Origin of the sequence: Streptomyces griseiscabiei (assembly GCF_020010925.1) — a bacterium.
Classification (GTDB): domain Bacteria; phylum Actinomycetota; class Actinomycetes; order Streptomycetales; family Streptomycetaceae; genus Streptomyces; species Streptomyces griseiscabiei.
Map to the genome: position 1 here is coordinate 901,203 of NZ_JAGJBZ010000001.1, position 21,737 is coordinate 922,939.

A 21,737-nucleotide genomic window follows, 5' to 3' on the forward strand; every position below is an offset into this window, starting at 1 on the left:
AGACCCTGCCATGTCCGGAATATCCAAGAAAGCGGCTGTCGCTCTCGCCGCCACCGCCTCCCTCTCCCTGCTCGCCACCGCCTGTACCGGTCAGGCCGAGAGCGGTGCCTCCGACGACCCGAACGCGAAGACGACGATCACCTTCTGGCACGGGTGGAGCGCGCCCGGCGAGGTGAAGGCGATCCAGGCGAACGTGGACCGCTTCGAGAAGGACCACCCGAACATCACGGTGAAGGTCGTCGGCAACATCAACGACGACAAGCTCAACCAGGCGCTGCGGGCGGGCGGTTCGAACGGGCCCGACGTCGTGTCGTCCTTCACGACCTCCAACATCGGCAAGTTCTGCTCGTCCGGGGCCTTCCTCGACCTCAAGCCCTTCATCGAGAAGTCCAAGCTGGACCTCGACAAGATCATCCCGAAGCCGATGCTGGACTACACGCAGTTCGAGGGCACCCGGTGCGCGCTGCCGCTGCTGGGTGACGCGTACGGGCTGTACTACAACAAGGACGCGTTCGAGAAGGCCGGCATCAAGGCGCCGCCGAAGACCTGGTCGGAGTTCGCGAAGGTCGCCGAGAAGCTGACCAAGAGCAAGGGCGACAGCTACTCGCAGCTCGGCTTCATGCCGAACTTCCACGGCTACGAGACGGTCGTGGACCACTACATGTCGCAGTGGGACCACGCGTACTTCAACGCGGACGGCAAGTCGAACATCTCCGAGGACCCGGCGTTCGCGGAGATGTTCAAGTACCAGAAGAGCCTGGTGGACTCGCTCGGCGGCTTCGCGAAGCTGGAGAAGTACCGGAACACCTTCGGTGACGAGTGGGGCGCCAAGCACCCGTTCCAGACCGGCCAGGTGGCCATGCAGCTGGACGGCGAGTGGCGGCTCGGGATGGCGAAGGCCGCCGGGACCGACTTCGAGATCGGCACCGCGCCGATGCCCGTGGCCGACGACGAGGTCGACGAGTACGGCAAGGGCTTCCTCTCGGGCACGATCATCGGCATCGCCCCGCAGAGCACGAAGCAGAACGCGGCCTGGGAGCTGGTGAAGTACCTGACGACCGACACCGAGGCCGTCGTCTCCTTCGCCAACGCCATCCACAACGTGCCGTCCACGTTCGCGGCCCTGAAGTCGCCCGACCTGAAGGTGGACGAGGGCTTCCAGACCTTCCTGGACATCGCCCAGAACGAGCACTCCAACACCCCGCCGGCCTCCATCAACGGCTCGACGTACCAGACGACGCTGCAGGACTTCGGCTACCAGTACGAGTCCGGGAAGGTGAAGGATCTGCAGAAGGGTCTGGAGAAGACCGCGGCGCAGATCGACACCGACATCGCCCAGGCGAAGTAGCGCCCGATGTCCACCCACACTCTCGGTGCGAAGCGCCGCCGGTCGGCGCTTCGCACGGTGGCCTTCCTGTCACCCTGGCTGATCGGCTTCGGCGTCTTCTTCGCCTATCCGCTGGTGTCCACCGTGTACTTCTCGCTGATGAAGTACGACGGCTTCGGTACGCCGGCCTTCCGCGGCCTGGGCAACTGGTCCTACGTCTTCAACGACTACCCGATGTTCTGGCCGGCCCTGCGCAACACCCTCTGGCTGGTCCTGGTGATGGTGACCTGCCGGGTGGTGTTCGGGCTCGGCGTCGGCCTGCTCATCACCAAGATCAAGACGGGTACGGGCGTCTTCCGCACCCTCTTCTACCTGCCCTATCTGGCCCCGCCGGTCGCCGCGACCCTCGCCTTCGTCTTCCTCCTCAACCCCGGCACCGGCCCGGTCAACGCGATCCTGGGCGACCTGGGCCTGCCGACACCCGGCTGGTTCACCGACCCGACCTGGTCCAAGCCGGCGCTCACCGCGCTCGCGCTGTGGGGCGTGGGCGATCTGATGGTCATCTTCATGGCCGCGCTGCTCGACGTGCCGAAGGAGCAGTACGAGGCCGCCGAGCTGGACGGGGCCTCGGCCTGGCAGCGGTTCCGGTTCGTCACCCTGCCGACCATCTCGCCGATCGTGATGTTCGCCGTGGTCACGGGCGTGATCCAGACCATGCAGTACTACACGCAGCCCCTGGTGGCCGGGAAGGTCGCCTCCGGCATCATCGGCGGCTCCGGCCAGCAGTTCGAGCCGGGCTACCCCGACAAGTCGACCCTGACCCTCCCCCAACTCGTCTACAACCTGGGCTTCCAGCGCTTCGACTACGGCTCCGCCTGTGTGGTCGCCCTCGTGCTGTTCGCCCTGTCGATGGTGTTCACCGCGCTGCTGATGCGGCGCAAGGGCGGACTGATCGGAGCGGGTGACTGATGACCCAACTACTCGACGCACCCGACAGGGCCGTGGCACCGGTCGCCGCCCGGGAGAGCGAGCGCACCGCCCGCCGCCGGGCCCTGCTGGAGTGGATCGCCGTCCACTCGCTGGGCGTGGCCGCCGCGCTCTTCTTCACCCTGCCGTTCGTCTTCGTCGTCCTGACCTCGCTGATGAGCGACCAGCAGGCGCTCACCCGCGACCTCGTCCCGGACACCTGGGAGTGGAGCAACTACCGGCAGGTGCTGGACACCCCCGGCTTCCTGACCTGGTGGAAGAACACCCTGATCTACGCGGGCCTCGGCACCGTCCTGACCGTGGTGTCCTCTGTGCCCGTGGCGTACGCGCTCGCCAAGTTCCGCTTCCGGGGCCGCAATCTGGCGCTGATGCTGGTCATCTCGATGATGATGCTGCCGCCGCAGGTCGTCGTGATCCCGATGTACCTGTTCTGGGCCAAGCAGATGGACCTGTCCGGTTCGCTGTGGCCGCTGATCATCCCGATGGCGTTCGGGGACGCGTTCTCCATCTTCCTGCTGCGGCAGTTCCTGACGACCATCCCGAACGAGTACCTGGACGCGGCCCGGGTCGACGGCTGCGGCGAACTGCGCACCCTGCTGCGGGTCGTCCTGCCGATGGCGAAGCCGGGTATCGCGGCCGTCGCGCTGTTCCAGTTCTTCTACGCCTGGAACGACTACTTCGGCCCGCAGATCTACGCCTCCGAGAACCCGGCCGCCTGGACGCTCAGTTACGGCCTGGAGTCCTTCAAGGGCGCGCACCACACCGACTGGAATCTGACCATGGCCGCGACCGTGCTGGTCATGGCCCCCGTGATCCTCGTGTTCTTCTTCGCACAGAAGGCGTTCGTCGAAGGCGTCACCCTGACCGGAGTAAAGGGTTGATCCGCATATGAAGCTCACTGTGGTCGGCGGAGGATCGACCTACACACCCGAACTCGTGGACGGGTTCGCCCGGCTCAGGGACACGCTGCCGATCGAGGAGCTGGTGCTCGTCGACCCGGCCGCCGACCGGCTGGAGCTGGTCGGCGGCCTGGCCCGCCGCATCTTCGCCCGTCAGGGGCACCCCGGCCGGATCGTCACCACCGGTGATCTGGACGCCGGCGTCGAGGGCGCCGACGCGGTCCTGCTCCAGCTCCGTATCGGCGGGCAGGCCGCCCGGGAGCAGGACGAGACCTGGCCGCTGGAGTGCGGCTGCGTCGGACAGGAGACCACCGGCGCGGGCGGCCTCGCGAAGGCGCTGCGCACGGTCCCGGTCGTCCTGGACATCGCCGAACGGGTCCGCCGTACCAACCCGGACGCCTGGATCATCGACTTCACCAACCCGGTGGGGATCGTGACCCGGGCGCTGCTCGGTGCCGGGCACAAGGCGGTCGGGCTGTGCAACGTGGCGATCGGGCTGCAGCGGAAGTTCGCCGCGCACCTCGGGGTGACCCCGGGCGAGGTCCACCTGAACCACGTCGGCCTCAACCACCTCACCTGGGAGACCGGCGTCCGCCTCGGCGGCCCCTCCGGCGAGGACGTCCTGCCGAAGCTGCTGGCCGACCACGGCGACACCATCGCCGCCGATCTGCGGCTGCCCCGCCCGGTCCTGGACCGTCTCGGCGTGGTCCCCTCCTACTACCTGCGCTACTACTACGCCCACGACGAGGTCGTACGGGAACTGGCCACCAAGCCGTCCCGGGCCGCCGAAGTGGCCGCGATGGAACGACAGCTGCTGGAGATGTACGCCGACCCCGCCCTCGACGAGAAGCCGGCGCTGCTCGCGAAGCGGGGCGGGGCCTTCTACTCGGAGGCGGCCGTCGACCTCGCCGCGTCGCTGCTGGGCGACGGGGGCAGCCCGTACCAGGTGGTGAACACCCTCAACCACGGCACCCTGCCCTTCCTGCCCGACGACGCGGTGATCGAGGTGCAGGCGGCCGTGGGCAAGGAGGGCGCGGCCCCCCTGCCGGTGGAGGCCGTGGACCCGCTGTACGCGGGCCTGATGGCCAACGTGACCGCGTACGAGGACCTGGCCCTGGACGCGGCCCTGCGCGGCGGCCGGGACCGGGTGTTCCGGGCGCTGCTCTCCCACCCCCTGATCGGCCAGTACGAGTACGCCGAGGCCCTCACCGACCGTCTGATCGCACACAACCAGGAGCACCTCACGTGGGCGTGAGCGACGGCGTGCGCGCGGGTTCGGACGCGGGCGCGCGCGGGCGGGACGGCGTGCGCGCGGATGCGGACACGGGCGCACGCGAGCCGGACGGCGGGCAACCGGATGCGCGCGGGGACGGCGGGCGCGGAAGCGTGCTCGCCGTCGACGCGGGCAACAGCAAGACCGACGTCGCCGTGATCGCGCCGGACGGGCAGGTGCTGGGCGCGGCGCGCGGTGGCGGGTTCCAGCCGCCGGCCGTCGGGGTGACGGCTGCGGTCGACGGCCTCGCGGAGATCGTGGGGCGGGCCCTCGCCGAGGCCGGGGTCGGCTCGGTCGACCATGTCTCGGCGTGTCTGGCCAACGCCGACTTCCCCGTGGAGGAGGAGCAACTCGCGGCGGCGCTGCGCACGCGCGCGTGGGGCACGACCGTCGAGGTCCGCAACGACACCTTCGCCATCCTGCGGGCCGGCGTCGCCGAACCCCGGGGTGTGGCCGTGGTGTGCGGGGCCGGGGTGAACTGCGTCGGTATGCGCCCCGACGGCCGCACCGCCCGTTTCCCGGCGCTCGGGCGCCTCTCCGGCGACTGGGGCGGCGGCTGGGGCCTCGCCGAGGAGGCGATGTGGCACGCGTCCCGCGCGGAGGACGGCCGGGGCGGGCCGACGGCCCTCGCCGACACCCTGCCCGCGCACTTCGGCCTGGACTCCGTGTACGCCCTGGTCGAGGCCCTGCACCTGGAGCACATCCCGGCGTTCCGCCGCCATGAGCTGACCCCGGTCCTGTTCGCCACGGCGACCGCGGGCGACCCGGTGGCCCGCTCCCTGGTGGACCGTATGGCCGAGGAGGTGGTGGCCATGGCGACGGTGGCCCTGACCCGCCTGGACCTCCTCGGCGAGGAGACCCCCGTCCTCCTCGGCGGCGGTGTCCTCGCCGCCCGGCACCCTCTCCTCGACGCCCGTGTCCGCGAGGCGCTGGCCGCCGCCGCGCCCAAGGCCGTCCCCCGGGTTGTCACCGCCGCCCCGGTGCTGGGCGCGGCCCTGCTCGGCCTCGACCGGGTGGGCGCGCCGGGAACCGTGCACGCGCGCGTGCGGGCGCACTACGAAGGAGGCTGACCCGGCACCCGCGCCACCCCTCATCCCTCCCCCTCGAACGCGTTCGAACCCCCAGGGAACCGAACCCGACCGGAGCGCGTATTCATGGGCGGGGGGTGGCGCGGGAAGCCTTGTGCTGCGCCGGTGCACAACAGGCTCGGCACCTACGGACACGATCGGGGAACAAGATCGAGTCAGGGTCTGTGCGTTGTCGGTCCCGGCGGCGATACTTGCGGCCGTGCACCTCTGTCCGTGCGTGCGGGCGGAAGTGACGGACGGATGACCAGGGGGAGGTCAGGTGACATTCACGCCGGAGGGCAGCAAGGCACCGACGGCACCACCCGCGGGCCCGGGCCCCGCCGTGCCGGCACAGGCCGCGCCCGCGTCCAGGTCGCCCCTTCCGCTCCCGGCCCCGGACGGGGGCCCGCCCCGCCGTACGGCGTTCGCCGAGGGCGTCGACCAGCTGCGCGCCGCCGCGACGACCGAGCCGGGCCGGCTGCGCATCATCGGTGCCGTCCTCGCCTTCCTGGTCGTGGCGTTCGGCTCGGTCACCGCCTGGCAGATGAACGACCGGTCGTCCGCCGCCGACGACGTGCTCTACGGCAGCCAGCGCCTCAGCTCCGCCGCGGCGGAGATCTACAGTTCACTGGCCGCCGCCAACACGGCGGCCTCCGACGGCTTCCTCGCCGGCGGTCAGGAGACCCCGAAATCGCGCGAGGTGTACGAGCGGGAGATGGGGGAGGCCGCGAAGAAGCTGGCCTTCGCCGCGACCGCGTCGAAGTCCGGCTCCGACTCCGAGCAGCGCATCGCCAAACTGAACGCCCTGCTGCCCGAGTACAAGGGCCTGGTGGAGCGGGCCCGCGCCAACAACCGGCTGGGCTACCCGCTGGGCGGCGCCTATCTCCGGTACGCGAACGACAAGATGCAGATCATGCTCGGCGAGGCACAGCGCATCTACGACAACGAGAACGAGCGGCTCCGTGACGACTACGCGGACGCCACGGCGTACCCGTGGGCCGCGATCGGTCTCGGAGTGCTGGCCATCGGCGGCCTCGTCTGGGCTCAGCGCCGCAACTACCGGCGCACCAACCGGGTGCTGAACCAGGGCCTGGTCGCGGCGACGGCCGCCTCCACCGTCGTCCTGCTGTGGCTGGCCGGGGGCCATACGGTCGCCCGCTCGGGCCTGAACGACTCCTATGAACACGGTGTGCGGTCGCTGACCGTCCTGAACGACGCGCGCATCGCCTCCCTCACCGCCCGTGGCAACGAGAACCTGACGCTGATCAGCCGGGGCGCGGAGACCGCGACGAACGCGAAGGACGAGGTCGTCGACAAGTTCGACCTCCAGTTCGACACAAGTATGGCCACGCTCGAGAAGCAGCTGGCCGCCGCGGAGGCTCTCGCCGACGACGACAGCGGCGAGCGGCCCCTGAAAGCCGCCGGCGCCGGCATGGAGGAGTGGAAGAAGCGGCACGGGAACGCCCGCACGGCCGACGAGCAGGGCGACTACCAGTGCGCCCTCGCCCAGGTCATCGGCGGCACGAAGACCACCGAGTGCCCGCAGGGCAACAAGCCGACCGGCGAGTGCTTCGACGAGGTCGACACGAACCTGGGCATCGCGAGCAAGTACGAGACCGCGGAGTTCAGACGGGCTGCCGAGGGCGGCAGGAACGCCATGCTCGGCCTCCCCGTGGGCGCCGCGGTCCTCGCCGTGCTGGGCGCGGCGGGCGCGATCCTCGGCATCGGACGCAGGCTTTCGGAGTACCGGTGACGGCGGCGGGAGGAGACGCGGTGGGAGGAGGAGCGATGCATGCGGTACGACGTCTGCGGGCCGGTCTGCGGGGCTGGGGCGGCGTGGGCGCGATGGCGGTCCTCTGCGCCCTGACCCTGGTCTTCGCCCTGGTGCTGCCGGTCAAGGGCACCCGCGGCGACGGCACGACGGCCACCGGCGGCCAGGGCGTGGCCCGGGGCACCCAGACCCGGGCGGACAAGTGCGCCACCATGAAGGACCCGGAGAACCAGAGCCTGCGGCCCTCCTCCGACGCGTCCGACGAGGCCGTCGAGCGCATCGAGAAGAACGACTACATCACGGTCGGCGTCGACCAGAACAGCTACCGCTGGGGCTACCGCGACCCGAACAGCACGAACGACGACGCCCAACTGGAGGGCTTCGACATCGACATCGCGCACCGCATCGCCGAGGAGCTGCTCGGCGACCGGGACAAGGTGCGCTTCAAGGCGATTCCCACCAGCCGGCGCATTCCCGCGCTCCAGGAGGGGGAGGTCGACATGGTGGTCCGCACCATGACGATCAGTTGCAAGCGTATGGAGGAAGTCGCCTTCTCCCAGCCGTACTTCAAGACCGGTCAGCAGATACTGGCCCCCAAGTCGACGACGATCGAGGGCTACGGCAAGACGCTGGCGGACAAGAAGATCTGTACGGCGGCCACGTCCACCGCCTGGTCCACCCTCGATGCGGGCAAGACGTCGGGTCGGCTGCCCGCCTCCACCGACGTCTCCCTGACCGTCCCCAACCAACTCGACTGCCTGGTCAGGCTCCAGCTCGGCCAGGTCGACGCCGTGGTCACCGACGGCGCCCTCGCCGCGAGCCAGGCGGCACAGGACCCGACGGTGAAGCTGGTCGGCGAGCCGTTCACCACCGAGTACTACGGCGTGGCGATGAACCGGGACGCGGAGGGTCTGGTACGCCGGGTCAACCAGGTGCTGGTGGACTATCTCAAGGACGGCTGGCAGACCTCGTACGACACCTGGCTGTCCGGGACACTCGGCCGCGACTCGGCGAACTCCCGGCCGCCTTCCCCCCAGTACAGCGACTGACGTACTGGACTGACTGACCTAGAAGGACCGCTTTCCACTGACGGACACCGACAGCAGCGAGAGGTGATCGATGGGCGTCGCGGGATCCACGGGGCCGGTGATGGACCGGGACGATGTGGACCGTGCGCTCGCGCGGCTCGGCGCGGAGCACGAGGCCATCGAGACCTCGCTGCTCGCCCTGCAGGACCACGCGGGCCGCAGGCTGCTCGAAGGCGCCGAGCTGACCGGCGTCACCAAGGAGCGCTGGACCTCCGCGGACGCGTCGATCACGCTGCTGTGGGCGTACTTCGACGCGTACTCGGACGCGCTGCGCTCCGCACGGGAGATCCGTTCGCGGCGCCGCTGGTCCAGCCGGGAGGACCTGGTGGAGCTGACGGAGCTGCTGCGCGGCGAGGCCGTCACGGTCGCCGGCTCCGCGACGGCGATGGCGAACGCGCCGACGCTGCAGGGCGGAAGCCGCCTCAGCGAGCAGTTCTCGCTGGTCACCCTCGTGGACCGGATGAACGACCTGTACGCGTCCTCGCTGGACATGGTCGTGGCCGCCGACGCGGTGTGGTCCGCGCTGCCCGCCCGGATCGATTTACTGGCCGCCGAGCTCCAGCGCACCCGCCAGCTCGCGCACTCCGTGGGCGTACGCCCCGGCGAGCACCCGGCCGCCGACGATCTGGAGCGGATCACCCGCACCCTGACCCGGCTGCGTGAGCAGGTCGTCTCCGATCCGCTGGCCTTCTGGGTCCCGGCGCCGGGCAGTTCGGCCCCCGGCGGCGGTCGCCCGGACACCACGACGTACGACCGCGAGGCACGCGCCCTGGAGGACGTACGGCGGGAGATCGACGCCGTGCTGACGGTCCGCCAGGACGCCGAGTCGCGGCTGGTGAAGCTGCGGGACGTGCTCAGCCGCGCGGACCGGACGCTCGCCGAGGCGCGCAGCGCGCGCGGTGAGGTGCTGGCGAAGATCGCCGCGACCGAGGTGCCCGTGGTGAGCGGCCCGCCGACGGTGCTGCAGGAGCAGTTGGCGCTGGCGGCCGAGTACCGCCGGCACGCGCAGTGGCACCGGCTGTCCCCGCTCCTGGAGTCCCTGGAGCAGAAGGCGGACGACGAACTGCTGCGCGCCCGCGAGTCGTTGACGGCGGTCACCGCGCCGCTGGCGGTCCGCGCGGAGCTGCGCGGCCGGCTGGACGCGTACAAGGCGAAGGTCGCCCGGCACGGCTTCGCGGAGGACTCGCTGCTGGTGGAGCGGTACGACGCGGCGCGCCGCATGCTGTGGAGCGCCCCTTGCGACCTGCGCGTCGCCGAGCTGGCGGTGCTGCGCTACCAGCAGGCGGTCGCGGAGTTGCTGGGCCAGTCGGTACCCGTCCGACGGGCGCCGCAGGACCGGAGGGAGGAGCAGTCGTGAGCCAGACGGAGGAGAGTCCGGCGGGCGAGGGCACGGCGGGCGAGAGCCCCGCGGCCGAAACCCCCGCGGGCGAAGGCGGGTCGGGCGCGGAGGCGTCGCGGCAGTCGTGCCAGCGGCCCGGCTGCTCGGGCGCCTACGAGGACGTCGGCGGCGGCGAGTTGTACTGCGACGAGTGCGGTCTGGCGCCGGTGGTCTCGGCGAGCGGCATGGTCAACTCCCCGCCCACCGGCATCACGGGCGGCGGCAGGGGCTCGCGCGGCTCCAGTTCCGGCAGTGCACGCTCCTCGCGCACCTCCGGGCGCTCCTCGCAGTCCCGGCGCTCGGTCTCGGGCCGGCTCTCGCGTGCCCTGTCGGGCAGGTCGACGGGCCGCTCGGTGTCGGTGCGCAGTTCCGGCAAGACCGCAGGTTCCTCGGGGCGGGCCCGGCTCGGCGTCGGGCTCGTCCAGGTCCCGGACGTACCGCGCCCGGACCCGCGTTCGATGGTGCTGGAGACCGCCGAGGTGCCCGAGCGGAAGCGGTTCTGCTCGCGCTCCGACTGCGGGGCGCCGGTCGGGCGGGCGCGCGGGGAGCGGCCGGGGCGCACGGAGGGTTTCTGCACCAAGTGCGGCCACCCGTACTCCTTCGTGCCGAAGCTGCACTCGGGCGACATCGTGCGCGGCCAGTACGAGGTCGTGGGCTGTCTCGCGCACGGCGGTCTCGGCTGGATCTATCTGGCCATCGACCGGGCGGTGTCGGACCGCTGGGTGGTGCTGAAGGGCCTGCTGGACACCGGCGACCAGGACGCGATGGCCGCCGCGATCTCCGAGCGCCGCTTCCTCGCCGAGATCGAGCACTCCAACATCGTCCGCATCTACAACTTCGTCGAGCACCTCGACCAGCGCACCGGCTCGCTGGACGGGTACATCGTCATGGAGTACGTCGGCGGCAAGTCGCTGAAGGAGATCGCCAACGGCCGCCGGACGACGGACGGCCGCCGCGATCCGCTCCCGGTCGAGCAGGCGTGCGCGTACGGCATCGAGGCGCTGGAGGCGCTCGGCCACCTGCACAGCCGCAATCTGCTGTACTGCGACTTCAAGGTCGACAACGCGATCCAGACCGAGGACCAGCTCAAGCTGATCGACATGGGCGCGGTGCGCAGGATGGACGACGACGAGTCGGCCATCTACGGCACGGTCGGCTACCAGGCGCCCGAGGTCGCCGACGTGGGCCCGTCGATCGCCTCCGACCTGTACACGGTCGCCCGGACGCTCGCGGTCCTCACCTTCGACTTCCAGGGCTACACGAACGTCTTCGTGGACTCCCTGCCCGACCCCGACAACATCGAGGTCTTCCGCCAGTACGAGTCCTTCTACCGGCTGCTGGTCCGGGCCACCGACCCCGACCCGGCCCGCCGGTTCGCCTCCGCGCAGGAGATGTCGGAGCAGCTGACGGGTGTGCTGCGGGAGGTCGTCTCCCTGCAGACGGGCCGGGCCCGGCCCGCCCTGTCGACGATATTCGGCCCCGAGGTACGGGTCACCGACACGGAGCTGTTCGCGAAGCTGGACGGGGACGTGTCCCGGCTGGGGGTGCGGCGCGACAAGGACGGCGACAGGGGCAGTGGGAAGAGCGGCGGGGCGAACGGTGGGGTGAACGGCGGGACGAACGGTGGTTCGCCTTCCGGTACGCCCTTGCTGCTGACCGCCGGCGCGGCCGTCCCCGCCCGGCTCACCCGGGAGCTGGACACCGCCGCCGCGGCCCTCGCGCTGCCCGTCCCGCGCGTGGACCCCGGGGACCCGAACGCGGGGTTCCTGGCGGGGCTCATGACCTCCGCGCCGACCGAGCTGATCACGGCGCTGCACGCGGCGCCCAGCGGCTCGCTGGAGCTGCGGCTGCGCGAGCTGCGGGCCCGGCTGGAGATGGCGGAGTTCACCATCGCGCTCGCCACCCTGGACGCCCTGGAGCGGGACCACCCCGACGACTGGCGGGTGGTCTGGTACCGGGGCGTGGCCGCGCTGGCCACCGGCGACCACGAGAACGCCGCGCTGTCGTTCGACGCGATCTACGACGCCTTCCCGGGCGAGCCGGCCCCCAAGCTGGCCCTCGGCCTGTGCGCCGAGGTGCTCGGGCAGCTGGACAACGCCGCCGAGTACTACCGGCTGGTGTGGACGACCGACCCCAGTTTCGTCAGCGCCGCGTTCGGGCTCGCCCGGGTGCGGCTGACCGCCGGGGACCGGCGGAACGCCGTGCACACCCTGGAGTCCGTGCCGGAGGCGTCCATCCACTACACCGCCGCCCGGGTCGCCGCGGTACGGGCCCGCCTCAGACACCGTACGGAGGCGACGCTCGGGGCCACCGCCGGGACGGCCGGGGCCGGGGGTTCCGGAGCCGTCCCGTCCGCGTCCGGGGCCGCGCCGGACGCGCCCTTCCTGGACGATCTGACCGCGGCCGCCGGGCAGGTCGAGGCGCTCGGCGGGTACGGTCTTGACGCGGTGCGCCGTGAGCAGTTGTCCACAGAGGTCCTTGGCTGCGCCCTCGACTGGGTACTCTCCGGTAGCCAGGGTGTCGCGCCCCGGGCCGGTGAGCGGGTGCTGCTCGGCAGCGCGCTGGACGAGCGCGGCCTCCGCTTCGGACTGGAGCGGTCGTACCGCACTTTGGCCCGGCTCGCCCAAGGCGGCGAGGAGAGGATCGACCTGGTGGAACGTGCCAACCGTTACCGCCCCCGGACGTGGGTGTAGTTGATGTCCCAGATGCCCCAGCCGACCGCGCTGACGAAGTGCCCGATCTGCGAGTGGCCCCTCGCCTCGGACGACCGCTTCTGCGGTGCGTGCGGCCATGACCTCTCGGCGGTGCCCGCGCCGCCGGAGGACCACCCGACGATCACCATGAACGGGACGGCGGGCGAGGCGCCCGACGAGTCCGCGTCCGTGGACTGGCCCGTCGCCTCCGAGCCCAGCACGGACACACCTCCGCCGGTGGTCCGTCCCACCGACATCCAGGGCACCGACTCCGGCGGCGGCGAACTGCCCGGCCCGGGGCGGGGCGTACGGTTCGACCGGCCCCACGAGCCCGACGAGTACCCGCTCGCCGCGCCCCGGCCGCCGGACCCGCGCACCGCCGACCTCGCCACCCCGCCGGCCGGTACGAAGGTGTGCGTGGCCTGCCGCGCGGGCCGGGTCGACCTGGACGGCTACTGCGAGAACTGCGGGCACGCGCAGCCCCGCGAACGCGACCACATGGAGCTGGAGCTGGGCGCGGTCGCCGCGGTCAGCGACCGGGGCCTGCGGCACCACCGCAACGAGGACGCGTTCGCGATCTCCTCGACCGCGCTGCCCGACGGCTCCCCCGCGGTCGTCGCGATCGTCTGCGACGGCGTGTCCTCCGCGACCCGCCCCGACGACGCCTCGCTCGCCGCCGCCCGCGTCGCCAACGAGACGGTGCTGGGCGCGCTGCCGCGCGGCACCCACCCGCAGCAGGCCATGCACGACGCGATCGTCGCCGCCGCGGGCGCGGTCAACGCCCTGGCCGAGGAGCCGGAGACGGCCCAGGAGCACGCCCCGCACCAGAACGCGCCGGCGTGCACCATCGTCGGCTCGATCGTCACCCCGAGTCTGCTCGTGGTCGGCTGGGTCGGCGACAGCCGCGCCTACTGGGTCCCGGTGGACCGCAGCGCGCCCCCGGCCCGGCTCACCGAGGACGACTCGTGGGCGGCACAGATGGTGTCCGCGGGACTGATGAGCGAGGCCGAGGCGTACGCCGACGAGCGCGCCCACGCGATCACCGGCTGGCTCGGCGCGGACGCGTACGAACTGGAGCCGCACACCGCTTCCTTCAAACCGGACCGGCCGGGTGTAGTGGTGGTGTGCACCGACGGACTGTGGAACTACGCGGAGGCCGCCGAGGAGATGGCCGAGGCCGTGCCCCTGGACGCGGCCGGGCGACCGCTGCACTGCGCGCAGGTTCTGGTCGGCCGCGCGCTCGACGGCGGGGGCCACGACAACGTAACAGTGGCCGTCCTGCCGTTCCCGGCCCCTCCTCAGGGGGCAGGATCGGCCTGAGGGTGCTCGCGGGCCGGGTGTTCGCGAGCGCCTTCGCGGCCGGACGGACGGGCCGCCGGACCGGAGGGGACCGGTCCGGTACAGGCAGGCGGAGTCATCACCCCACGGGCTGTGGGGCCAACAGTGGGGCTGCTAGGGGGATCTGAGTAGGCATGGCCAATTTCTCGAAGTCGAACGTGCCGCAGTTCTCGGTCGAGGTGTACCAGAACGAGTACCTGCCCGAGGGCGGCCGCGAGGTCAACGCCATCGTGACGGTCAGCGCGACGGGGGGCGGCACCATCGGCAGCGCGGTCGCCGCGCCGCACCTGTACTCACCCGGCCAGGGCCCGTCCGCCGCCGTGGCGCTCATGGTCGACTGCTCGGGGTCGATGGACTACCCGCCGACCAAGATGCGCAACGCCCGCGACGCCACGGCCGCCGCGATCGACACCCTGCGCGACGGCGTCCACTTCGCGGTGATCGACGGCACCCATGTGGCCCGGGAGGTCTACCCCGGCGGCGGCCGGCTCGCGGTCGCCGACTCCGCCACCCGCGACCAGGCCAAGCAGGCGCTGCGCAGGCTCAGCGCGGGCGGCGGCACCGCCATCGGCACCTGGCTGAAGCTCGCGGACCGGCTGCTCGCCTCGGCGGACGTCGCCATCCGCCACGGCATCCTGCTCACCGACGGCCGCAACGAGCACGAGTCGCCGGAGGACCTGAAGGCCGCGCTGGACGCCTGTGCCGGACGGTTCACGTGTGACGCGCGTGGAGTGGGCACCGACTGGGAGGTGAAGGAGGTCACGGGGATCGCCTCCGCACTGCTCGGGACCGCCGACATCGTCGCCGACCCGGCCGCCCTGTCCGCCGACTTCACGCAGATGATGGAGGCGGCCATGGGCAAGGAGGTCGCGGACGTCGCGCTGCGGCTGTGGACCCCGGTCGGCACCCGGATCAAGTTCGTGAAGCAAGTGGCGCCCACGGTCGAGCAGTTGACCGACCGTCGCACGGAGGCCGGACCGCGTGCCGGAGACTACCCGACCGGCTCCTGGGGCGACGAGTCCCGCGACTACCACGTGTGCGTCGAGGTACCGGCCGCCGATCTCGGCCAGGAGATGCTGGCCGCCCGTGTCTCCCTCGTCATCCCGCAGTCCGACGGGAGCGTGCAGAACCTCGGTGCCCAGGGTCTGGTGAAGGCGATGTGGACCGACGACATGGTCGCGTCCACCTCGATCAACCCCCAGGTCGCGCACTACACAGGTCAGGCCGAACTGGCACAAGTCATCCAGCAGGGTCTGGACGCCCGTAAATCGGGTGATTTCGACGGAGCAACGGCCAAGCTGGGACGGGCCGTTCAGCTCGCCAGCGCGTCGGGGAACGCGGATACTGCGAAACTGCTTGCGAAGGTGGTGGACGTGGTCGACGCGGCGACAGGTACTGTGCGACTGAAGGCGAAGGTCACGGAGGCCGACGAGATGACTCTCGAGACCCGGTCCACAAAGACTGTTCGTGTAAAGAAGTAGCCAGACCACACCGGCCCGTCGCGGCCACAGGAACCGGCCGCGAGGTCGGAAAGGAGAGGGGGAAGCGCCGACATGCCGACCTGCCCGAACGGACACCAGTCGGGTTCCGACGACTGGTGCGAGGTCTGCGGTCACCGTATGGCCGGTGCCGTACCCCCGCCGCCTCCACCGCCGCCCCCGGGCGCCGGTTACGGATACCCGCCGCCCGGCTCCCCGCCCCCGCCTCCGGGCGGAGGTGGCCCCGGGGGCCCTGGCGGGCCCGGTGGACGCCCGCACCTCGCCGCCCAGCCGGAGCTCTGCCCGCAGTGCCGCACGCCCCGCGAGGGCGGCGCGCCCTTCTGCGAGGAGTGCCGGTGGAACTTCCTGACCAACACCGCGACGACCTACACCCCGGCCGCGCCCCGGCCCTCGGCACCCGGCCCTGGCCCCGGTCAGGGGCCCGGTCCCGGTGGCCCCGGCCCCGGTCCGGGTCCTGGTGCCGGCGGGAACCCGGCGCTGCGGTTCCAGCAGCAGCCTCCCCCGCCGTCCTTCGGCGGCGGTGACGCGTACGACTACCAGAGCTCCCGCCCCTCGCAGGTGAACCGTCCCGCCGAGCCGATCCCCCCGGGACCGCCGTTCGGCGGCGACCCCTCGGGCCAGGGCGGCCCCGGGGGACCGGGCGGATTCGGCGGCCCTGGTGGACCCGGTGGACCCGGCGGCCCCGGACACGGTGGACAGGGCGGACAGGGTCCCGGCGGCCCCGGCCGTCCTGGTGGGCCCGGCCGTGCCGGCGGTCCCGGTGGACCCGGTGACCCGTCGGGGCCGGGTGGTTTTTCCGCGTTCGGCAATGGGCCTTCGGGTCAGCCCGGCCCGGGACAGCCCGGTCCGTCCGGTCCGCCCCCGTTCGGCGGTGACCCTTCGCGCCCCGGCCCCTCCGGCTTCGGTGGCGACCCCTCGCGCCCCGGCCCCTCGGGCTTCGGCGGCGACCCCTCCCGACCCGTTCCGCCGCCGCCCGGACCCACGCCGGGCGGACCCGGTGGGCCAGGTGGGCCGGGCGGACCCGGATTCCCCGGCGGCCCCGGCGGTCAGGGCCCCGGTGGCGGTCAGGGCGGCCCCGGCGGGGCACCGCAGGCGTTCCAGCAGGCCGGGGCGGGCGCTCCGCCCGCCTTCCAGCAGGCCGGGGCGGGCGCTCCGCCCGCCTTCCCGCAGGAGACCCGACGACCGCAGACCGGAGGTCCGGGCGGCCCCGGCCCCGGCGGTCAGGGTCCCGGCGGCGGCCCCTCCTTCGGTGGCGACGACGACTGGGTGATCTCCCCGCCGTCGACCGGCCCCGGCGGTCCGGGCGGCCCCGGACCCGGTGGCCCCAGCGGCGCGGGCGCCCGCCCCGGTGGCTACGGCTACCCGCAGCCCGGTGCCACCCAGGCCCCGCCCGGTCCCGCGTACCCGCAGGCGCCGACCACCTGGAGCGCGACCATCGGCCCGGACCGCGACTACTTCATGGCGATGATGCAGCGCTCGGGCCCCGAGGCGACGGGCCTGAACCTGCCCGCGTACTCCCCGGAGCAGCGACGCGCCCTCACCGGCAACCAGATCACCATCGGGCGCCGCCGCCACTCCACCGGTGACACCCCCGACATCGATCTCTCGGTGCCGCCGGAGGACCCGGGCGTCTCCCACCAGCACGCGGTGCTCGTCCAGCAGCCCGACGGCGGCTGGGCGGTCGTCGACCAGAACTCCACGAACGGCACCACGGTCAACGGCTCCGAGGACCCCATCCAGCCCTTCGTCCCGATCCCCCTCCAGGACGGGGACCGGGTCCACGTGGGTGCCTGGACGACCATCACCATCCGCCGGGGCTGACCCGCCCCGCGACAGCGCGACGACTCAGGGCCGGCCGGGCGACCTCGGCCGGCCCCGAGCCGTGTCACGGCAAGGGCCAGGCGTACGCGCCCTCGGGATCGTCCAGCCAGGCCCAGGCCCGGTCGCCGCGGACCGTGATGCCGTAGCGCTCACGGGACGGCATGCCCTCGCGCTGCCACAGGGCGAGGGCCTCGTGCGGGTCGAGGCTGCCCGCCGTCAGGGCCAGCAGGAACCGGAACAGCTCGTGGTCCCTGGCCCGGTGCGGCAGTCCGCCGAGATGCGGATGCACCACCTCCGGCTCGCTTCCCCCGCGCAGGGGCACGAAGTACGCCGACGTGTGCAGGAAGCGCCCCTCGGCGTGCTCGGCGTCCTCGACCCGCAGCCGTACGAGCCCCGTGGCCAGCGGGGTCAGGACGCGCGCGCCGGGGACGCACTGGGCGAGCCAGGCGCGCGGGATCGAGTGCAGCGTGCAGGTCGCGATGATCCGGTCGTACGGCGCCCGCTCGGGCACCCCGCGCGCCCCGTCCCCGGTGACGACCGTCGGGTGGTGTCCGGCGGCGTCCAGATGTCTGCGCGCCGCCTCCGTGATGTCGGCGTCCAGGTCGACGGTCGTGACCAGATCGTCCCCCAGCCGGTGCGCCAGCAGCGCGGCGTTGTACCCGGTGCCGGCGCCGATCTCCAGCACCCGGTCGCCGTCCGTCACCTCCAGCTCGGCCAGCATCTTCGCCATGAGCGACGGCTGGCTGCTGGAGGAGATCAGCTCCCCGTCCCGCACCCGCGTGGCGAGCGGGGCGTCGGCGTACGCGCCCCGCACCCAGCGCGCCCGCCGCCCGGGGGCGCGCTCCTCACCCCACAGCCGCTCGAAACCGCCCACGCCGCTCACGTAGTAGTACGGCACGAAGAGATGCCGGGGCACGCTCTCGAACGCCTTCCGCCACTGAGGGTCCGCGTCCCACGCCCCGCTCGCCTCGATCTCCCGCACCAGCGCCGACCGTGCCTCGGCGGCGAGACGTTCCAGATCGTGGTCCTCAGCGTGCGAGCCCATACCTCCACTGTGCGGCCGGACGCCCCCGGAGGCGAGCACCCGGGCCCACCGGCCCGCGATCCACCGGTCCTGGTCCTAGGCCTCAAGTCCTCCGCCGCCGCGTCTGAGACCATGGGGACGTGAATGAGATTCGGCGCGGCACGCTTCAGGAGCAGACCTTCTACGAGCAGGTCGGCGGCGAGGAGACCTTCCGACGCCTCGTGCGCCGCTTCTACGAGGGTGTCGCCGAGGACCCGATCCTGCGGCCCATGTACCCCGAGGAGGACCTCGGCCCGGCCGAGGACCGTTTCGCGCTGTTCCTGATGCAGTACTGGGGCGGCCCCACCACCTACAGCGAGAACCGCGGCCACCCCCGGCTCCGGATGCGCCACGCCCCCTTCGCGGTGGACCGCGCCGCCCACGACGCCTGGCTGAAGCACATGCGTGACGCCGTGGACGAGCTGGGCCTCTCCGAGGAACACGAGCACACGCTCTGGAACTACCTCACCTACGCGGCGGCCTCGATGGTGAACACCGCGGGCTGAGCGGCCCACGACGGCCGCCCAGCTCCGCGCAGAAGCCTCGCCGACCGCTCAGGCCCGCGAGGAGGGCTCAGCGGACGCTGACGCCCAGGGTCCCGAGCCCCGCCCTGCGTACCGCGATCGATCCGTACGGGGTGCGCAGCCTGAGCCACGCCCCCGAAGAGAACAGCCCCGGTGAAGCCGTCTCGTGCGATCCGCCCGGGCGGGCGGTGCGGAGGAAGCCGAGCGACTGGGCCGCGTGCACGGCCCGCACCGGCAGAGGTGTGTCCCCGACGGTCCGGGACCAGATCTCCCGCCCGATCCGGTCGAGTTCGGCCCGCGTCCGCCGCTCGGACTCCAACTCCTCCGTACGGGACCGGAATTCGCGTACCGCCGCGGACACCATCGCCCGCAGCGCGTCCGGCGCGGGCAGCCCCGCCTCCGGACGCCAGCCCCCGCGCGGGGGCAGCACCCCGGCCCACGGCGGCCCGGTGACGGCCTCCGGCACCAGCGCCGTACCCGCCGGCTCGTCGACGGACTCCAGGAGTTCACCGGCCGACACGGTCACGTCGAGCGTGACGTCGAGGCCGTTCTCGTACGGCTTGGCCAGGCGCACGGCCCGGATCGCCAGGACCTCGAAGGACGGCGGCCGGCCGAAGACGGCCAGGGCGGTCCCGGCCGCCTGGAGGCGCACCGCGGCCCCACGGTCGTAGTGGAGCAGCCGGGAGAGGAAGGCCGCGAGATCCGCCGCCTCCCCCTCGTCGGCGAGGTGGAGCACCGTCATGCGGCGACGGCCTCCGCCTTGTCGTCTCGGTACTCCTCCAGGAACTCCCGCTCCTCGGCGGTGATCCGGCGGGGCCGCTGGGTCGCGAAGTCGAACGGCACGATCACCGTCGAGGCCCGGACGTAGACCTGCTCGGGGTCCTTGACCTCGTAGGTGATCGTGAACGACGCCGCTCTTATCTCGGTGACCCACAGCTCGATGTCCACCGGTGTGTGCCGGTGGACCAGCTGCCGCTTGTAGTCGATCTCATGGCGCGCCACCACGGACCCCTGCTGGAAGTCCTTCTCCGGGCGGAACAGGAAGTCGATACGGGCTTCCTCCAGGTAGCGGAGGAAGACCACGTTGTTGACGTGGCCGTACGCGTCCATGTCCGCCCAGCGCAGTGGGCAGCGGTAGATGTGCCGCAAGATCGATCAGCCCCGGGTCAGCTTCTTGTAGGTGGCGCGGTGCGGACGGGTGGCGTCGGCGCCGAGCCGCTCGATCTTGTTCTTCTCGTACGACTCGAAGTTGCCCTCGAACCAGAACCACTTGGACTCGCCCTCGTAGGCGAGGATGTGCGTGGCCACCCGGTCCAGGAACCAGCGGTCGTGGGAGATGACCACCGCGGCGCCCGGGAACTCCAGGAGCGCGTTCTCCAGCGACGACAGGGTCTCGACGTCGAGGTCGTTGGTCGGCTCGTCGAGGAGCAGCAGGTTGCCGCCGAGCTTGAGGGTGAGCGCCAGGTTGAGACGGTTGCGCTCACCGCCGGAGAGCACGCCGGCCGGCTTCTGCTGGTCCGGGCCCTTGAAGCCGAACGCGGAGACATAGGCGCGGGAGGGCATCTCGACCTGGCCGACGTTGATGTAGTCCAGTTCGTCGGAGACGACGGCCCACAGCGTCTTCTTGGGGTCGATGTTCTCGCGGCTCTGGTCGACGTAGGAGATCTTGACGGTCTCGCCGACCTTGATCGAACCGGAGTCGGGCTCCTCCAGACCCTGGATCATCTTGAAGAGGGTGGTCTTGCCGGCGCCGTTCGGGCCGATGATGCCCACGATGCCGTTGCGCGGGAGCGTGAAGGAGAGGTCGTCGATCAGGACCTTCTCGCCGAAGGCCTTGCTGAGGTTGTTGACCTCGACGACCACACTGCCCAGACGGGGGCCCGGCGGGATCTGGATCTCCTCGAAGTCCAGCTTCCGCATCTTGTCGGCCTCGGCCGCCATCTCCTCGTAACGGGCGAGACGGGCCTTGGACTTGGCCTGGCGGCCCTTGGCGTTGGAGCGGACCCACTCCAGCTCTTCCTTGAGCCGCTTGGCGCGCTTGGCGTCCTTCTGGCCCTCGACCTTGAGACGGGTCTGCTTGGTCTCCAGGTAGGTGGAGTAGTTGCCCTCGTAGCCGATGGCGCGGCCGCGGTCGAGCTCCAGGATCCAGCCCGCGACGTTGTCGAGGAAGTACCGGTCGTGGGTGACGGCGACGACGGTGCCGGGGTACTTGGCGAGGTGCTGCTCCAGCCACTGCACGGACTCGGCGTCCAGGTGGTTGGTGGGCTCGTCGAGGAGCAGGAGGTCGGGGGCCTCCAGCAGCAGCTTGCAGAGCGCGACGCGGCGGCGCTCACCACCGGACAGGTTGGTGACGGGCCAGTCGCCGGGCGGGCAGCCCAGGGCGTCCATGGCCTGCTCCAGCTGGGTGTCCAGGTCCCATGCGTTCGCGTGGTCCAGGTCCTCCTGGAGCTTGCCCATCTCGTCCATGAGGGCGTCCGAGTAGTCGGTCGCCATCAGCTCCGCGACCTCGTTGAAGCGGTGGAGCTTGCCCATGATCTCGGCGGCGCCGTCCTGCACGTTCTGCAGGACCGTCTTCGACTCGTCCAGCGGCGGCTCCTGGAGGAGCATGCCGACGGTGTAGCCGGGCGACAGGAAGGCGTCACCGTTGGAGGGCTGTTCGAGGCCCGCCATGATCTTCAGAACGGTGGACTTACCGGCACCGTTCGGACCGACCACACCGATCTTCGCGCCGGGCAGGAAGCTCAGCGTGACGTCGTCAAGGATCACCTTGTCGCCGTGCGCCTTGCGTGTCTTGCGCATCGTGTAGATGTACTCAGCCAAGAGAAACCGTCCGGCAACTTGAAATCTGGCAGTGGGCAGTACCACCCATCTTGCCGCACGGCCAGCCCTCGACGGAAACCGGATGGTGAGGCCCCCGCCGGAACGACACGACCCCGGTGCCTCAGGGGCGTACCGGGGCCGCGTCGCACGCGTGTGTCATCGCGCGGTCACTCGCTGTCGAGTTGCCAA

General features: G+C 71.8%; 17 protein-coding genes. 13 read left to right on the forward strand and 4 right to left on the reverse strand.

What is annotated here, in order from left to right; all coding sequences use genetic code 11:
* Positions 1-10 precede the first annotated feature (10 nt).
* The 12 genes from J8M51_RS03875 to J8M51_RS03930 all read left to right on the forward strand — a co-directional run bounded on the left by J8M51_RS03875 (position 11) and on the right by J8M51_RS03930 (position 17,141).
* On the forward strand, positions 11-1,348 hold the full coding sequence (locus J8M51_RS03875) for an ABC transporter substrate-binding protein (protein ID WP_086753165.1): 1,338 nt from the start codon (positions 11-13) through the stop codon (positions 1,346-1,348).
* 6 nt (positions 1,349-1,354) lie between these two features.
* A complete protein-coding gene (locus tag J8M51_RS03880; protein ID WP_086753167.1) occupies positions 1,355-2,296 on the forward strand; it encodes a carbohydrate ABC transporter permease in 942 nt (313 codons plus the stop codon).
* On the forward strand, positions 2,296-3,195 hold the full coding sequence (locus J8M51_RS03885) for a carbohydrate ABC transporter permease (RefSeq protein ID WP_086753169.1): 900 nt from the start codon (positions 2,296-2,298) through the stop codon (positions 3,193-3,195). The genes J8M51_RS03880 and J8M51_RS03885 overlap by 1 nt, the downstream gene beginning before the upstream one ends.
* A gap of 7 nt (positions 3,196-3,202) precedes the next feature.
* Positions 3,203-4,468 (forward strand): 6-phospho-beta-glucosidase, encoded by a 1,266-nt coding sequence (locus J8M51_RS03890; protein ID WP_086753172.1) that lies wholly within the window; start codon positions 3,203-3,205, stop codon positions 4,466-4,468.
* Positions 4,469-4,599: 131 nt separating this feature from the next.
* Positions 4,600-5,556, forward strand: coding sequence for an N-acetylglucosamine kinase (locus tag J8M51_RS03895; protein ID WP_267299285.1), 957 nt, complete (start codon positions 4,600-4,602; stop codon positions 5,554-5,556).
* A gap of 277 nt (positions 5,557-5,833) precedes the next feature.
* A complete protein-coding gene (locus J8M51_RS03900; RefSeq protein ID WP_179202915.1) occupies positions 5,834-7,306 on the forward strand; it encodes a hypothetical protein in 1,473 nt (490 codons plus the stop codon).
* Positions 7,307-7,341: 35 nt separating this feature from the next.
* Positions 7,342-8,373, forward strand: a complete 1,032-nt coding sequence (locus tag J8M51_RS03905; RefSeq protein ID WP_236067471.1) for a glutamate ABC transporter substrate-binding protein — start codon at positions 7,342-7,344, stop codon at positions 8,371-8,373.
* 70 nt (positions 8,374-8,443) lie between these two features.
* Positions 8,444-9,769: a hypothetical protein gene (locus J8M51_RS03910; RefSeq protein WP_086753177.1), complete on the forward strand. Its 1,326-nt coding sequence runs from the start codon at positions 8,444-8,446 to the stop codon at positions 9,767-9,769.
* On the forward strand, positions 9,766-12,483 hold the full coding sequence (locus tag J8M51_RS03915; RefSeq protein ID WP_086753179.1) for a serine/threonine-protein kinase: 2,718 nt from the start codon (positions 9,766-9,768) through the stop codon (positions 12,481-12,483). The genes J8M51_RS03910 and J8M51_RS03915 overlap by 4 nt, the downstream gene beginning before the upstream one ends.
* Before the next feature lie 3 nt (positions 12,484-12,486).
* A complete protein-coding gene (locus J8M51_RS03920; protein ID WP_086753212.1) occupies positions 12,487-13,803 on the forward strand; it encodes a PP2C family serine/threonine-protein phosphatase in 1,317 nt (438 codons plus the stop codon).
* 152 nt (positions 13,804-13,955) lie between these two features.
* Positions 13,956-15,302 carry a vWA domain-containing protein gene (locus J8M51_RS03925; RefSeq protein WP_086753181.1) on the forward strand — a complete coding sequence of 449 codons (1,347 nt, stop codon included), beginning with the start codon at positions 13,956-13,958 and terminating at the stop codon, positions 15,300-15,302.
* A 72-nt stretch (positions 15,303-15,374) separates the two neighbouring features.
* On the forward strand, positions 15,375-17,141 hold the full coding sequence (locus J8M51_RS03930) for an FHA domain-containing protein (protein WP_086753182.1): 1,767 nt from the start codon (positions 15,375-15,377) through the stop codon (positions 17,139-17,141).
* Between the two features lie 64 nt (positions 17,142-17,205).
* Here J8M51_RS03930 and J8M51_RS03935 read toward each other — a convergent pair whose 3' ends face one another.
* Positions 17,206-18,186: a methyltransferase domain-containing protein gene (locus tag J8M51_RS03935; RefSeq protein ID WP_086753184.1), complete on the reverse strand. Its 981-nt coding sequence runs from the start codon at positions 18,184-18,186 to the stop codon at positions 17,206-17,208.
* A 119-nt stretch (positions 18,187-18,305) separates the two neighbouring features.
* Here J8M51_RS03935 and J8M51_RS03940 point away from each other — a divergent pair, with 119 nt between their 5' ends.
* Entirely contained in the window at positions 18,306-18,710 is a 405-nt protein-coding gene (locus J8M51_RS03940) for a globin (protein WP_086753186.1), read from the forward strand.
* A gap of 67 nt (positions 18,711-18,777) precedes the next feature.
* On the opposite strand, the gene J8M51_RS03945 is transcribed toward J8M51_RS03940, so the two are convergent.
* The 3 genes from J8M51_RS03945 to ettA are packed head-to-tail and all read right to left on the reverse strand — an operon-like array spanning position 18,778 to position 21,548.
* Positions 18,778-19,470, reverse strand: coding sequence for a hypothetical protein (locus J8M51_RS03945; RefSeq protein WP_086753188.1), 693 nt, complete (start codon positions 19,468-19,470; stop codon positions 18,778-18,780).
* Complete coding sequence (locus tag J8M51_RS03950; RefSeq protein ID WP_086753190.1) at positions 19,467-19,877, reverse strand: acyl-CoA thioesterase; 411 nt, start codon at positions 19,875-19,877, stop codon at positions 19,467-19,469. Before J8M51_RS03950 ends, J8M51_RS03945 begins: the two co-directional genes overlap by 4 nt.
* A gap of 6 nt (positions 19,878-19,883) precedes the next feature.
* Positions 19,884-21,548 carry an energy-dependent translational throttle protein EttA gene (gene ettA / locus J8M51_RS03955; protein ID WP_086753192.1) on the reverse strand — a complete coding sequence of 555 codons (1,665 nt, stop codon included), beginning with the start codon at positions 21,546-21,548 and terminating at the stop codon, positions 19,884-19,886.
* Between the last annotated feature and the right edge of the window lie 189 nt (positions 21,549-21,737).

What these genes read in the sequence shown, in the direction of transcription:
- J8M51_RS03930 (WP_086753182.1), top strand. Translation starts at nt 15,375, where the DNA reads ATGCCGACCTGCCCGAACGGACACCAGTCGGGTTCCGACGACTGGTGC.
- J8M51_RS03920 (WP_086753212.1), top strand. Translation starts at nt 12,487, where the DNA reads ATGTCCCAGATGCCCCAGCCGACCGCGCTGACGAAGTGCCCGATCTGC.
- J8M51_RS03905 (WP_236067471.1), top strand. Translation starts at nt 7,342, where the DNA reads ATGCATGCGGTACGACGTCTGCGGGCCGGTCTGCGGGGCTGGGGCGGC.
- J8M51_RS03935 (WP_086753184.1), bottom strand. Translation starts at nt 18,186, where the DNA reads ATGGGCTCGCACGCTGAGGACCACGATCTGGAACGTCTCGCCGCCGAG.
- J8M51_RS03890 (WP_086753172.1), top strand. Translation starts at nt 3,203, where the DNA reads ATGAAGCTCACTGTGGTCGGCGGAGGATCGACCTACACACCCGAACTC.
- J8M51_RS03925 (WP_086753181.1), top strand. Translation starts at nt 13,956, where the DNA reads ATGGCCAATTTCTCGAAGTCGAACGTGCCGCAGTTCTCGGTCGAGGTG.
- J8M51_RS03880 (WP_086753167.1), top strand. Translation starts at nt 1,355, where the DNA reads ATGTCCACCCACACTCTCGGTGCGAAGCGCCGCCGGTCGGCGCTTCGC.
- J8M51_RS03885 (WP_086753169.1), top strand. Translation starts at nt 2,296, where the DNA reads ATGACCCAACTACTCGACGCACCCGACAGGGCCGTGGCACCGGTCGCC.
- J8M51_RS03945 (WP_086753188.1), bottom strand. Translation starts at nt 19,470, where the DNA reads ATGACGGTGCTCCACCTCGCCGACGAGGGGGAGGCGGCGGATCTCGCG.
- J8M51_RS03875 (WP_086753165.1), top strand. Translation starts at nt 11, where the DNA reads ATGTCCGGAATATCCAAGAAAGCGGCTGTCGCTCTCGCCGCCACCGCC.
- J8M51_RS03910 (WP_086753177.1), top strand. Translation starts at nt 8,444, where the DNA reads ATGGGCGTCGCGGGATCCACGGGGCCGGTGATGGACCGGGACGATGTG.